Source organism: Pseudomonas sp. TWP3-2 (assembly GCF_049897765.1).
Classification (GTDB): domain Bacteria; phylum Pseudomonadota; class Gammaproteobacteria; order Pseudomonadales; family Pseudomonadaceae; genus Aquipseudomonas.
On record NZ_JAFCWW010000003.1, the window covers coordinates 464,673 to 477,222 of the forward strand.

The 12,550-nt window shown below is 58.9% G+C and carries 16 protein-coding genes; 6 read left to right on the forward strand and 10 right to left on the reverse strand.

The annotated features are described in order from the left end of the window. Positions 1 to 7: 7 nt before the first annotated feature. From ACP7EE_RS07605 to soxR, 6 genes are all read right to left on the reverse strand, one after another. Positions 8 to 583 (reverse strand): DUF6162 family protein, encoded by a 576-nt coding sequence (locus ACP7EE_RS07605; RefSeq protein ID WP_426234080.1) that lies wholly within the window; start codon positions 581 to 583, stop codon positions 8 to 10. Further along, positions 580 to 921, reverse strand: a complete 342-nt coding sequence (locus ACP7EE_RS07610) for a hypothetical protein (protein ID WP_426206828.1) — start codon at positions 919 to 921, stop codon at positions 580 to 582. Before ACP7EE_RS07610 ends, ACP7EE_RS07605 begins: the two co-directional genes overlap by 4 nt. Further along, positions 918 to 1,460, reverse strand: coding sequence for a thiamine pyrophosphate-binding protein (locus tag ACP7EE_RS07615; protein ID WP_426206827.1), 543 nt, complete (start codon positions 1,458 to 1,460; stop codon positions 918 to 920). Before ACP7EE_RS07615 ends, ACP7EE_RS07610 begins: the two co-directional genes overlap by 4 nt. Continuing rightward, on the reverse strand, positions 1,457 to 2,659 hold the full coding sequence (locus ACP7EE_RS07620) for a PepSY-associated TM helix domain-containing protein (RefSeq protein ID WP_426206825.1): 1,203 nt from the start codon (positions 2,657 to 2,659) through the stop codon (positions 1,457 to 1,459). Before ACP7EE_RS07620 ends, ACP7EE_RS07615 begins: the two co-directional genes overlap by 4 nt. A gap of 260 nt (positions 2,660 to 2,919) precedes the next feature. Beyond that, entirely contained in the window at positions 2,920 to 3,378 is a 459-nt protein-coding gene (locus ACP7EE_RS07625) for a VOC family protein (protein WP_426234081.1), read from the reverse strand. 119 nt (positions 3,379 to 3,497) lie between these two features. Next, the gene (gene soxR, locus ACP7EE_RS07630; RefSeq protein ID WP_420650540.1) at positions 3,498 to 3,956 is read right to left on the reverse strand and encodes a redox-sensitive transcriptional activator SoxR; all 459 of its coding nucleotides are present in this window, start codon (positions 3,954 to 3,956) and stop codon (positions 3,498 to 3,500) included. Between the two features lie 93 nt (positions 3,957 to 4,049). On the opposite strand from soxR, the gene ACP7EE_RS07635 reads away from it, so the two are divergent. The 5 genes from ACP7EE_RS07635 (at position 4,050) to ACP7EE_RS07655 (ending at position 8,761) form a co-directional block, all read left to right on the forward strand. Beyond that, positions 4,050 to 4,415, forward strand: coding sequence for an antibiotic biosynthesis monooxygenase (locus tag ACP7EE_RS07635; RefSeq protein WP_426206821.1), 366 nt, complete (start codon positions 4,050 to 4,052; stop codon positions 4,413 to 4,415). Positions 4,416 to 4,536: 121 nt separating this feature from the next. After that, a complete protein-coding gene (locus ACP7EE_RS07640; RefSeq protein ID WP_420650542.1) occupies positions 4,537 to 4,806 on the forward strand; it encodes a hypothetical protein in 270 nt (89 codons plus the stop codon). A 101-nt stretch (positions 4,807 to 4,907) separates the two neighbouring features. Then, complete coding sequence (locus tag ACP7EE_RS07645) at positions 4,908 to 5,522, forward strand: LysE family translocator (protein ID WP_426234082.1); 615 nt, start codon at positions 4,908 to 4,910, stop codon at positions 5,520 to 5,522. A 206-nt stretch (positions 5,523 to 5,728) separates the two neighbouring features. Continuing rightward, complete coding sequence (locus ACP7EE_RS07650; protein WP_426234083.1) at positions 5,729 to 6,895, forward strand: aminotransferase class V-fold PLP-dependent enzyme; 1,167 nt, start codon at positions 5,729 to 5,731, stop codon at positions 6,893 to 6,895. Positions 6,896 to 6,952: 57 nt separating this feature from the next. After that, positions 6,953 to 8,761: an aminopeptidase P family protein gene (locus ACP7EE_RS07655; RefSeq protein WP_426234084.1), complete on the forward strand. Its 1,809-nt coding sequence runs from the start codon at positions 6,953 to 6,955 to the stop codon at positions 8,759 to 8,761. A gap of 61 nt (positions 8,762 to 8,822) precedes the next feature. Here ACP7EE_RS07655 and ACP7EE_RS07660 read toward each other — a convergent pair whose 3' ends face one another. Beyond that, the gene (locus ACP7EE_RS07660; RefSeq protein WP_426234085.1) at positions 8,823 to 9,413 is read right to left on the reverse strand and encodes a 2-hydroxychromene-2-carboxylate isomerase; all 591 of its coding nucleotides are present in this window, start codon (positions 9,411 to 9,413) and stop codon (positions 8,823 to 8,825) included. A gap of 29 nt (positions 9,414 to 9,442) precedes the next feature. Further along, positions 9,443 to 10,171, reverse strand: coding sequence for an SDR family oxidoreductase (locus ACP7EE_RS07665; RefSeq protein ID WP_426234086.1), 729 nt, complete (start codon positions 10,169 to 10,171; stop codon positions 9,443 to 9,445). A 93-nt stretch (positions 10,172 to 10,264) separates the two neighbouring features. Here ACP7EE_RS07665 and ACP7EE_RS07670 point away from each other — a divergent pair, with 93 nt between their 5' ends. After that, positions 10,265 to 10,834, forward strand: a complete 570-nt coding sequence (locus tag ACP7EE_RS07670; protein ID WP_426234087.1) for a TetR/AcrR family transcriptional regulator — start codon at positions 10,265 to 10,267, stop codon at positions 10,832 to 10,834. Between the two features lie 10 nt (positions 10,835 to 10,844). Here ACP7EE_RS07670 and ACP7EE_RS07675 read toward each other — a convergent pair whose 3' ends face one another. Then, entirely contained in the window at positions 10,845 to 11,126 is a 282-nt protein-coding gene (locus ACP7EE_RS07675) for a hypothetical protein (protein ID WP_426234088.1), read from the reverse strand. A 169-nt stretch (positions 11,127 to 11,295) separates the two neighbouring features. After that, the gene (rhtA, locus tag ACP7EE_RS07680; protein WP_426206812.1) at positions 11,296 to 12,183 is read right to left on the reverse strand and encodes a threonine/homoserine exporter RhtA; all 888 of its coding nucleotides are present in this window, start codon (positions 12,181 to 12,183) and stop codon (positions 11,296 to 11,298) included. Between the last annotated feature and the right edge of the window lie 367 nt (positions 12,184 to 12,550).

Below are 12,550 nucleotides of genomic sequence, written 5' to 3' on the forward strand. Positions count from 1 at the left end.
CGAGGGTTCAATGACGATGCTCGCGGGTTACCCCGGCATCGAATTGCGCGACGATCTGCTTCCAGCCGGCAGCGGACAGTGCTGCATCTGACAGATTCGGCGGCGTCTGCAGGTCAGTGCTGCGATTGAGCCAGATGTCCGGCGCCGCTTTCGCGTCGGCGCTCAGGCGCATCAGAAACGACCCCGCCACCTTAGGCGCCTGGCTGTGGCCGAAGTAGGCCGAGTCTGCGAGCAGTTGCCAGGCATGCGCGCCACGGCTGACCGAGCTGGCGTCCTGCGCGAACGGGGCGAAACCTTCGTCGGCGAGCGCATTCGGCGTCGGCACCGCCTGTTGTTCTTCACGCAACAAGCGGATTTCGTCGAGGGTCACCCGCAGGTCGGCATAGATGCCTTGCTCGCTGGCGCCGAGGTCGCGACGGGCGTCGAGCTGATGGCTGGACACCGGCTCCGGCTCATGAGACACACCGCGCCACGCGACCACCGAACCGGCCACCGCGAGGATCAGCAGGCACAGCAGCAACACGTAGAGGGTTTCATGGCCGGCACCTGCCGGGCGCACGACTTGAGTGGTGGGCGTGGTCATGGTGCCTCGATATCCGCTTGGTCGATTTCGACCACATGGCCGGGGCCCGCGTCGAACAGCACGTAGAACTCGGCGCCGGGTTTCTTGAAAGTCAGCGTCGAGTCAGCGCCAAGCTTGCCTGGCACGAGAATGGTTTCGTCATAGCCGATTACGTCCAGGGTCACCCCCGGTGCACCGCTGCCGTCGGAGAAACCGCCGGTGCATTTGATCTGTTCGGCATCAACCGCTTTGCATTCACACATCGGGTTATGCGCGAGGGCGTTGGCGCTGAAGCCCGCGCAGAGCACCAGCAATACAGTGCTCAAACGCAGGCGGAGAGGGCGGTGAGCAATGCTCATGGTTTGGCTCCTTGTTTGTTCAGCCAGTCAACGGTGGCGGGGGAGGCCTGGCTCAGGGGAATCGAGGCTTGATGCATGCTGCCGTCCCAGCCTTCCATGGTGATCCACAGCTCGGCGTCGGCTTTGGTTTTTTCCGGCACCGGCATCTGCGTTCCCATGCGGTATGGCGTGCCGAAGAAGATCGAACCGGCGGCACGCAGGCTGCGTGGCTTGCCGATGCGCAGGTAAGTAGCTTTGACGTGATCGACGCAGGCATCGCACAGGGCGGCGCTGAAGTCCTTCATGTAACCGGCGGGTCCGCTGAGCAGCGGTGCATCTTTGCGCAGTTCGGCGAGGCGCAGGCTCCACGGTCCGACCTGAATTTCGCCGATTTCCCGCTCGCCCAAGCCGACGTCGCCGCGAAACAGTGAAGCATCGGCGAAGTATTTGGGCATGAAACCGAGCGGGATCAGCAGCAAAAAGACATTCAGATGGAAGCGCCATTTGCGCCAGAGTCGGCTTAGGCGCGAAGGTGCTGGCGTCGCTTTGGTCTGGCTCACGGGCGGGCCTCCGAAGTTTCATGCCGGGCGGCCGTGCGACTGGCGTGCGTACGGTTTTTCTTGTCCTCACGCTTGAGCGCGTTGAGTGTCGCCAGAGCAGTGCGCTTGCTCCAGATCAGCAGGCCGCTAAGGACCATCATGCTCAGCAGGAGACCGAAGAAAAACCACACCAGCTTGATCCATATCCCACCGAAATCGCCGGTGTGCAGAGGGCGCATGGATTCAGTCACAAACTCGAGGGCCGAGCGATCGGACAACAGGCGCGAGGCAGCAATGTCACCGTTGTATGGATTAAGCGTGGCGGTCTGGAACATCAGCGGATACCAACCGCGGCCGCCGACGCTCATGTGGCTGTAGGCATTGCCCGGCAGACTGACAAAGCTGGCTTCGAGGCTGGGGATTCGCTGTCGGGCGATTTCGACCGCCGAGTCCAGGCTGATCAGGGGCGGTGGCGTGCCATCGGCGGAAATCGGCACACTTTCGCGGGACATTGCCGGAATGATTGGCTCACTGGAAATGGAAATCTGGTTGTCGAACAGCAGGGCACGAATCAGGAACCACACACCGGTGATGGAAATCACCGCGATGAACCAGATGGACCAGATCCCGCTGAGCCGGTGAAAGTCGCCCCAGAAAATCCGCGCGCCGTGGCGAATACGCAACGTCGGGCGAAAAAAGCCTTTCCAGAAACGCTTGTAGACCACCAGACCGGTTACCAGTGAAGCAAGCATCGGCACACCGAGGAATGACACCAGGTACCAGCCCCAACTGAAACCGTTGGTAAACGGCACCAGCCACCAGCCGTGCAGCGCGCGGGTAAACGCCTTGAAGTTGAAATCGGGCGCCGCACCCTGGATGACGCCGGTATACGGATTGACGTACACCGTCAGCGAGCGCCCGTCGGGATAGCTGACTTCAACATCGAGGGCGAAATGCGATTCGTCCGGCCGGCTGATGCTTTGCACCAGGGTTTGTGGTTCGGCCTGTTTTATCGCGGCGAGAATCTGGTCATAACTGAGCAGCGGCGCGTCATCCGACGGTTGGCTGGCTCGCATCTGCGGGTTGGCCAGCCAGACGATTTCCTGGCTGACCACCGCCAAAGTGCCAGTGACACACACGATCAACACAAAAAACCAGATCGGTAATGCCAGCCAGCTGTGTACCAGGAACCACAGTTTGGAGCGGGATTTCTTCGACATGTCTGAAGGTCTTGATTCAATGGGAGGAGTCGGTACTACGGGCTTCGCAGCACAGGAGTCCCTGAAAGTCCGGCCGTGGCTGTTGCCGACGCGGCCGATCCGCATCTCTATAAGACGGATGAGCGAAGCAAATCCTGATGAGGGATATGAAAGTAAATGTTTCGCGATCGCAATCTCACTATCGTGGACGGCGCAAATACGTAAGTGGTGCGGGGCAAATCGAAACTGGCGGCGTCGCCGCCAGTACTGACGCAGAACGATCAGCCTTGCTTGAACATCTCCTGTGCCCGCTGCTCGATCTGCTCCTGGGTGAGATCTTCTTTGCGCGTGGCGAGAAACCACAGATGTCCGTACGGATCTTTCAACGTCCCGCTGCGGTCGCCATAAAATTGATCCTTGGGTTCAGAAACCGCGGTGGCTCCAGCGTCCAGAGCTCTCTGAAAGGATTTGTCGACATCGGTCACATATAGATGCAAGCCGACCGAGACTGAACTGTCGGGGTTGCTCAGCGGCCCCTGATCGCAGGGCGATCCGAGCATGATCGCGCTGTCGCCGATGCGCAGTTCGGCATGGCCGATGCCGCCGTCGGGCATCGTCAGGCGCATCACTTCAGTCGCGCCGAAGGCGGTTTTGTAGAAGTCGATGGCTTCGGCTGCCTTGTGGATGCCGAGATACGGGGTAATGCTGTGATACCCCTCGGGAATGGGTTTGACGCTCATGACGTTTCTCCCTGTGGTTATTGTGGGATGAGGGTGGAGCTGAACCGGGTTTCCGGTCGGTTCACTATAGATCCAGCCTCGCACCACAATCGGGCAACCGACGAGCAACCACTTCGACCTCAGACCGGCTTGTCGAGAAAATGCGCCCCCGGGCCTTGCTCGCCGAGCACATCGCCCTGATTGCGCAGCGGACAGGCCTCCATCGACAGACAGCCGCAGCCGATGCAGCCATTCAGTCGATCACGCAGCACCATCAATTGGTTGATGCGATCATCGAGTTCCCGGCTCCATTGCTCGGACAACACCTTCCAGTCCGCCGCGGTCGGTGCGCGGTTGTCTGGCAACTGCTGCAACGCCTGGCCAATCTCCGCCAGCGGAATTCCCAGCCGCTGCGCGACTTTGATCAACGCCACCCGCCGCAACACTTCCCGTGGATAGCGCCGCTGGTTACCGGCATTGCGCTGGCTCTTGATCAAACCTTTGCTTTCATAAAAGTGCAGGGCGGTGACCGCGACGCCGCTGCGCGCCGCAACTTCGCCGACGCTGAGCTGCTTGTGCAGGTTTTCCGGGGTGATCATTGGAAAATGTCTCTTGACCTTTACTTAACTAGAGGTTTTACCCTGCACGCCTTCGAGTCGCAAGATTCGTCCTACAGATTAGCGGGGGCTTTCATGCAAGCATTGGCGAAAAACAGCAGCTTTACCCAATTGATCGAGTTCGAGATCGAACCAAGGCAACAACCGGCGCTGGTGTCTGCGCTGTCGATCCAGACCGAACGTCTGGCTCAGCGCTACGCCGGTTTCGTCAGCGCCAGCGTTCAGGCGAGCGACGATGGCCGACGGGTGCTGAGTTTTCTGCAATGGCAATCACGCGAAGCGGGGGAGGCGGCGTTCGAGGGTTTCGAAACTGGCGAGCAGGATTTCTGGCAACTGATCCGTGCGCATCACGCCAGAACCGTGACCTTCGGTTCATTTCAGGTGCTGAGCAGCATCGCGCGCAATCAGGACGACGGTCTGCATTGCCAACTGGTCGGCTAGACGAGAACTGGAGCGACGTTCCTGAATCCTGATAGCCACTATCGAGAGCGTTGATTTCTGCGCAAGCGAGCGCGGGCGTAGCCTTGCTCCATCGACTAACGCTGCTCGCCAGGACGCTCCCATGAATCATTTACTGACTGTTTCGCTAATGCTCGCTGTCTCCGTTCTCGCCGGATGTGCGAGTCACGTTTCTCCGGAATTGCGCCCTTATTCGGCGGAGGAATCCCGCGAACTGGCGCTGGAAACGCTGAATCGTCGCGGCCTCTCTTTCGAGGAATACCACGCGAAAAAAGCCGAATTGCTCGGCCAGCCGCAGAAGGTTTTTGGTTTCGACAACAACGGTGAAATGAGCGCCGAGCGTGCCGTACAGCTGCACGGTCGTCCCAGCTGATCAGCAACTGTACTGCTCGAATTTTTCCGCAACTGTCCGTGGGTTTGCGCCGTCTCGTGCGATAGGGTCATTACCTGAATGACCCCGACGGATTGCCTGCCATGACCCTCTCGCTTGATCTGCTGCTGGGCTTTGCCCTGTTTGCCCTTGTCACCTCGATTACACCGGGGCCGAACAACACCATGTTGCTGGCATCGGGCGTGAACTTCGGCTTTAACCGCACCATCCCACACATGCTCGGCATAACCTGCGGCTTCTTCGTATTGGTAGTGGCAGTAGGCTTTGGCCTGGGTGCGGTGTTCCAGACTTATCCACTTCTATATACCGTGCTGCGTTACGTCGGCGCGGCGTACTTGTTGTATCTGGCTTGGAAAATCGCGCACTCGGGGCCGGTCAACGACAGCGAGCAGGGCGATGCCAAGCCGATCAGCTATCTGAGTGCGGCGGCGTTTCAATGGGTCAATCCCAAGGCGTGGATCATGGCCATCGGTGCCATCAGCACTTACACGCCGATGCAGGGTTATTTCACTAACGTGGTGGTGATCGCCGCCGTATTCGCCATCATCAATCTGCCGAGCGTCGGCGTCTGGGCGGCGTGCGGCACGCTGCTGCGCAATGTGCTCAAGGATCGCCGCTGGTTGCGCGTGTTCAACTGGGGTATGGCGGCGTTGCTGGTGATTTCGCTGTATCCGTTACTTCTCGAAAGCTTTAGCTGACGCATTGCTTCAACCGCCGGCCCGATGCCTGTTAAAGTCGCGTTCAGGAGCGTTCCTACGCACTTTTAAATGAAGTTGTCCTTCTTTAACGGCATCCGATCAGGTATTGATGACGCTCTCGAACCCGGGCGCAGCTCATGAGGCTGTGCTTTGCCGTTTGCAGACACGAGCCTCCTGATCCCGGAACACGCTCTGCGAGTCTTTTTATGAACCAACGTCCGCTGTATTTCGATTACGCCGCCACCACTCCGGTCGACGAGCGGGTCATCCAGGTGATGATCGAGTGTCTTGGCTTCAACGCCAATTTCGGCAACCCGGCATCCAGCTCCCACGCGTTCGGCCAGCAGGCCCGGCAAACGGTCGAGCACGCCCGGCGGCAAGTCGCTGAACTGGTCGGCGCTCAAGCTGAACAGATCGTCTGGACGTCCGGTGCCACTGAATCCAACAACCTCGCCCTCAAAGGTGTGGCGCAGGCGCGAGGTGTGTCCGGCGGGCACATCATCACCAGCCAGATCGAACACAAAGCCATCCTCGATACCGCCCGGCAATTGCAGGACGCCGGCATCGCCGTGACCTATCTGGTACCGGATGCCGAGGGTCTGATCACTGCGCAAGCGGTCAGCGAAGCCATGCGCGAGGACACGTTTATGGTGTCGCTGATGCTGGTCAATAATGAACTCGGCACGCTCAACGACATTCAGGCCATTGGCGAAGTGGTTCGCGGCCGCGAAGCGTTGTTCCATGTCGATGCGGCGCAGGGTGCAGGCAAGGTGGCGATTGATCTGGCGCAATGGCCGGTGGATCTGATGTCGTTCTCGGCGCACAAACTCTACGGTCCCAAAGGCATCGGCGCGCTATATGTAGGGCCGCGCGCGCAGCAACGTTTGCAGGCGCAGATTCATGGGGGCGGTCACGAGGGCGGTTTGCGCTCCGGTACGCTGGCGACGCATCAGATCGCAGCGATGGGCGCGGCATTCGCGCTGGCGGGTGCCGAGTTCGATCAAGAGAAGCGCACCATCGTTGCATTGCGCGAACGTCTGCTCGAGCAGCTTTTGCGCCTGCCGGGTGTGCGCCTCAACGGCAGCTCGACTCAGCGTATTCCACACACCTTGAGCCTGACCTTCAGCGAAGGTGAATTCAATTCGGCGGCGTTGATCCATTCGATTGCATTCTCCGCAACCTCGGCCTGCAATTCGGCGAGCAATGCGCCGTCCCACGTGTTGTTGGCGCTGGGGCATGACGCGCAGCTGGCCGGCCGCACCATCCGCCTGAGTCTCGGCCGTTTCACCACCGCCGAAGATATCGATCAGGCCATTCAACTGATTAAAACCGCCTGCACCAGTGCTCCGGCATTCTGGGCGACCGGGCTGTAACGCGCCGATTTTGCACGGCACCGAACAATAACGAAAAAGTGATTAGCAGGAGACACGATGAGTATCCAGACCCTGACCGAAGGATCGGTTCCCCAGCGCTTGGCGCAAACCCGCGAAGCGATGCGTCGCGAAGGCATTCATGCGCTGTTGGTGCCGTCCGCCGACCCGCACCTGTCGGAATACCTGCCGGGTTACTGGCAGGGCCGGCAATGGCTGTCGGGTTTTCATGGTTCGGTCGGTACTTTGATTGTCACCAGCGATTTCGCCGGTGTCTGGGCTGACAGCCGTTATTGGGAACAGGCGACCAAGGAACTCAACGGCAGCGGCATCGAACTGGTCAAGCTGCAACCGGGTCAGCCGAGCCCGCTGGACTGGCTGGCCGAGCAAACCCCGGAAGGTGGGGTGGTCGCGGTCGATGGCGCGGTCATGGCCGTGGCTTCGGCGCGCACCTTGAGCGGCAAACTGGAAGCGCGGGGCGCAAGTCTGCGCACTGATACCGACTTGCTCAAGCAAGTCTGGAGCGACCGTCCGAGCTTGCCGAACGCGCCGATCTATCAGCATCTTCCGCCACAAGCGACCGTCAGTCGTGGCGCGAAACTCGCGGCATTGCGCGAGACTTTGCAGGAACGCGGTGCTGACTGGCACTTCATCGCTACTCTCGATGACATTGCCTGGCTGTTTAACCTGCGCGGCGGCGATGTGTCGTTCAACCCGGTGTTCGTTTCTTTTGCACTGATCAGTCAGCAGCAAGCCACGTTGTTCGTGGCGCTCAGCAAAGTCGATGCGCAATTGCGCGCGGTGCTGGAGCAGGACGGCGTGACGCTGCGCGATTACAGCGAAGTGGCTGACGCCTTACGTGCGATTCCGGCCGGTGCGAGTCTGCTGGTGGACCCTGCGCGCGTCACTTCCGGTTTACTGGAAAGCCTCGATAGCAGCGTGAAACTCGTCGAAGGACTCAATCCGACCACGTTGGCCAAATCGCAAAAAAGCCAGGCTGATGCCGGGCACATCCGTCAGGCGATGGAGCAGGATGGCGCTGCGCTGTGCGAGTTCTTCACTTGGCTGGATTCGGCGTTGGGCAAAGAACGCGTCACCGAACTGACCATCGACGAAAAACTCACTGCTGCGCGTGAGCGTCGTCCCGATTACGTGTCGCTGAGTTTCAACACGATTGCCGCGTTTAACGCCAACGGCGCAATGCCGCATTACCACGCCACCGAGGAAGAGCACGCGGTGATCGAGGGTGACGGCTTGCTGCTGATCGACTCCGGCGGCCAGTATCTGGGCGGCACCACCGACATCACGCGCATGGTGCCGGTGGGTACGCCGACCGCTGAGCAGAAACGTGATTGCACACGCGTGTTGAAAGGCGTGATCGCATTGTCCCGCGCGCAGTTTCCGAAAGGCATTCTGTCGCCGCTGCTCGACGCCATTGCGCGCGCGCCGATCTGGGCCGAAAGTGTGGATTACGGTCATGGCACCGGTCATGGCGTCGGTTATTTCCTCAATGTTCACGAAGGCCCGCAGGTGATTGCCTATCAGGCGGCTGCGGCGCCGCAAACGGCGATGCAGTTGGGGATGATCACTTCGATCGAGCCGGGTACTTACCGTCCGGGTCGCTGGGGCGTGCGTATCGAGAACCTGGCAATGAACGTTGCCGCTGGCAGCAGTGAGTTCGGTGAGTTCCTCAAGTTCGAAACTCTGACCTTGTGCCCGATCGACACTCGCTGCCTTGAACCGTCATTGCTGACTCAGGAAGAGAAACAGTGGTTCAACGCTTATCACGCCGAAGTGCGCGAGCGCCTGAGCCCGCTGCTCGACGGAGCGGCGCTGGAGTGGTTGAACGCGCGCACGGTCGCTATCTAATAGCTTGAAGCTCGGGCGCTGCTGCCAGCGCCCGAGCCTTTTGGTTTAGGGCGCCCCCCGTTCAGCGCAGGGCTTGTTCGACGAAATCCAGTCGATCCTGGCCGAAAAACATCTGATTGCCGATAAACATGCTCGGCGCCCCGAAAACACCGCGTTTAATGGCTGTTTCGGTATTTTCCTTGAGTGCGCTTTTGACGGCATCGTCGTTGCTCAGGGCCAGCACTTCTTCAGGGTTGAAGCCGTGTTCGCTCAATACCGCTGCGACGGTCGCCGGGTCATCGAGACTACGGCCGTCGACCCAAAGCGCTTTGAACAGGCAGTCGATGAATGCGAGGAAGCGCTCTGGCTGCCGCAATTGAATGCCGGTGACGGCGCGCATCAGCAGCAACGTATTGATCGGGAAATGCGGATTGAATCTGAGCGGCACGCCGTAGCGTTTGGCGTAACGATCCAGATCCTGAAACATGTAACGGCCCTTGGCTGGAATCATCGCCGGTGAGGCATTGCCGGTGGCTTTGAAAACGCCGCCGAGCAGCATTGGAATGTAGACCAACTGACTGTCGGTGTCGGCGCAGATCTTCGGCAATTGCGTGTAAGCCAGGTAAGTGGCGGGACTGCCGAGATCGAAATAGAACTCTACGGTTTTGCTCATGTTCGCTGCTCTTTTTGTTATGGGAAGGATTACCAGCGTTCGTTCCACGGGCGCAGATCCAGCTCGAACGTCCAGGCGTCCCGTGGCTGGCTGTGCAGATACCAGTAGTTTTCGGCGATGTGTTCAGGGTTGAGAATGCCGTCCTCATCCTTGGTCGCGTATTTCTCGGGAAAACTGTTGCGGATGAAGTCTGTATCGATGGCGCCGTCGACCACTACATGAGCGACGTGGATGTTCAGTGGTCCAAGTTCGCGGGCCATGCTTTGCGCCAAAGCGCGGATGCCATGCTTTGCGCCGGCGAACGCGGCAAATCCCGAAGCGCCGCGCAGGCCGGCGGTGGCACCGGTGAACAGGATGGTGCCGCGATTGCGCGTGACCATGCGTCTGGCCACTTCGCGTGCATTGAGGAAGCCTGAGAAACAGGCCATTTCCCAAATCTTGAAATACTTGCGCGCGGTTTCCTCGAGGATGCTGCAAGGCACGTTGGCGCCTATGTTGAAGACGAACGCTTCGATCGGGCCGATGCGGGTTTCGATGTCTTCGATCAGCGCGATAACGTCTTCTTCCTTGCGTGCATCGCAGGCAAAGCCGTGAGCTTCACCTCCTTCAGCCTCAATCGAGTCCACCAGCGGTTGCAGCTTGTCGGCGCTGCGTCGCGTGACGCATGCCACGAAACCTTCCTTGGCAAACCGCTTGGCGATGGCACCACCCGTGGCATCCCCCGCACCTACAACGAGTACGACCTTCTTGTTATTCATGGGCAAAACCCCTTTGGTTAACGATCGTTAAGTGAACGAACGTTATGCTAGGATTCGCTCAGCGTCAAGGCAGTCAAATTTGAGGTCATACGTATGCGTTACTCCACCAGTCACAAGCTGGAAACCAGAGAAAAATTGCTGCAAAGCAGTTCCCTGTCGGCGAAAAAGGCTGGCTTCTCTACGGTAGGCGTTGATGGGCTGATGAAGGCTATCGGGTTGAGTGGTGCAGCGTTCTATAGCCACTTTTCATCGAAGGATGATTTGTTCGCGGCCATTGTCGAGCGTGAGTTGAGCCAAAGTCTTGAGCGTCTTGGCGGGCAGGGAACGCAGGATCGTGATCGGCTGGAGCGTTGTCTGAAAAAGTATCTGAGCATGGCGCATGTCGAGAGCCCTGAACTGGGCTGCGCGTTACCTGCGCTGGGAGCGGAGATCGCACGTTCGGATGAAGTGGTGCGGGAGCAGGCGGAGCTGTGGATTTGTCGGCTGCAGGAGAGCTGGGCGCAGATTCTGCAGAGTGACAGCCTGGCTTGGGCCATCCTGTCGCAGTGTGTAGGCGCCTTGGTGGTTGCGCGAATGCTCGCCACGCCGAAGATTCAGCGCCAGGTGTTGCAGGCCAGTCACGAGGAAATCGGCCGCCAGCTCGCTATTCGACGAGTACCTTAGCGGCCGCAACTTACTTGCAGATGACGATCATGCTGCGGCTGGTGTAACCGGCAGGATTGAGACCAAATGGGTAATCCCCCGGTTCTTCCACCGAGTCACCTGATTTGGCGATGACCTTGTAACCCTTCGGCGCGCAGGAGTTGGCGGCGCGGGTGTAGCACTTGTCCCAAGAGGACGAAAGGCCCGAGCAGTTGATGTGCAGGCCCTTTTTACCGTGTTTCACTTTGGGGCTGGAGGTTGCCGCGCAACCCGCAACGGCGAGCATGGCGATCAGTAGCAAAATTCGTTTCATTCCCGTCCTTATGACAGCCTCGAGTCTTGTGCTCGGGTCCGCCTGCATGCGCTCTCGCTTGAAGCGTTTCTGATATCCCTATCCGAAAAAATCCATGTCTGGCATTGGGTTGCGAGGCTAAACATGGCCTAAATGCGCGCCAATTGCCAGACCTTCGTCAAATCCTGTTTCAATCCGCCGCAATTGCAGGTTTGGCGCCACTACTCATGGTCAGAGTTGCGCCGACCGAGGCCAGAATAATGCACAGAATGGCCATCCATTGTGACAAGGAAAGGTATTCCTGCAGGAACAGCAGGCCCGACAGTGCACCGAATGCCGGTTCGATACTCATCAGGGTGCCGAATGTTCGCGCGGGCATGCGGGTCAGTGCGACCATCTCCAGTGTGTAGGGCAGGGCGGTGGACAGGATCGCGACGCCAATCGCGATCGGGATCAGAGAGGGTGTCAGTAGAGCGGCGCCAGCGTGGACGATGCCGATGGGAGCGACAAACAGCGCGGCGATCATCACGCCCAGCGCGGCAGTCGTTACGCCATTGTCCGCGCCGGCCTTCTGACCGAACAGAATATACAAGGCCCAGCACACGCCTGCTCCCAGTGCATAGCCGGCGCCGACCAGATCAATGCCGGCGCTCGTCGCACCCGTAGGTATGAGCAGTAGAAGTCCTACCGCTGCCAGCGCGATCCAGAGAAAGTCGATCGCTCGCCGGGACGCGTAAATAGCAACTGCCAATGGGCCAGTGAACTCCAGCGCCACGGCGATTCCCAAGGGTACTGTGCGCAATGACATATAGAAGAGGAAGTTCATGCCACCCAACGCCATTCCGTAGACGATCACCGTGCGCAGGGATTTCGCGGTGAGCTTGGCTCTCCAGGGTCTGAGCAATATCAGCATGATCACGCTGGCGAAGATCAGCCGTAGAGTAGTGGTGCCCTGGGCGCCAATGATGGGGAACATACTTTTGGCCAGAGAGGCACCGGACTGGATTGATGCCATCGCTATTAATAGCAGGCCGACCGGGAACAGAATCGAGGCAAGGCTGCGTGGGTGGTCATTCATGGAATGGCGTCATCCGAGGTGAGGCAGTGGAAAGTGTTGTTTTTGGTGTTGGGCAATATAGTGCGCATTCGCGCTGGAGACGTCTATATATAAGCAGTGTTTTACGCGCGCTGATAGAAAAACTGAATTAGGGGTTGACGACAGATTCTGGAAGTCTATAATTCGCCCCACTTCCGGCGCAGTCGAAACGGAAAACTTCTTGAGATTCAATGAGTTATGTAGGTTTAGGCAGTGCAGGGCTTCAGTTTATCGAAGTCTGGAAGTAGCTGAAAAAGAGGTGTTGACAGCAGCGTGTAACGCTGTAGAATTCGCCTCCCGCTGACGAGAGATCGGAAGCGCAAGTGGTTGAAGTTGTTGAAGAATTCTT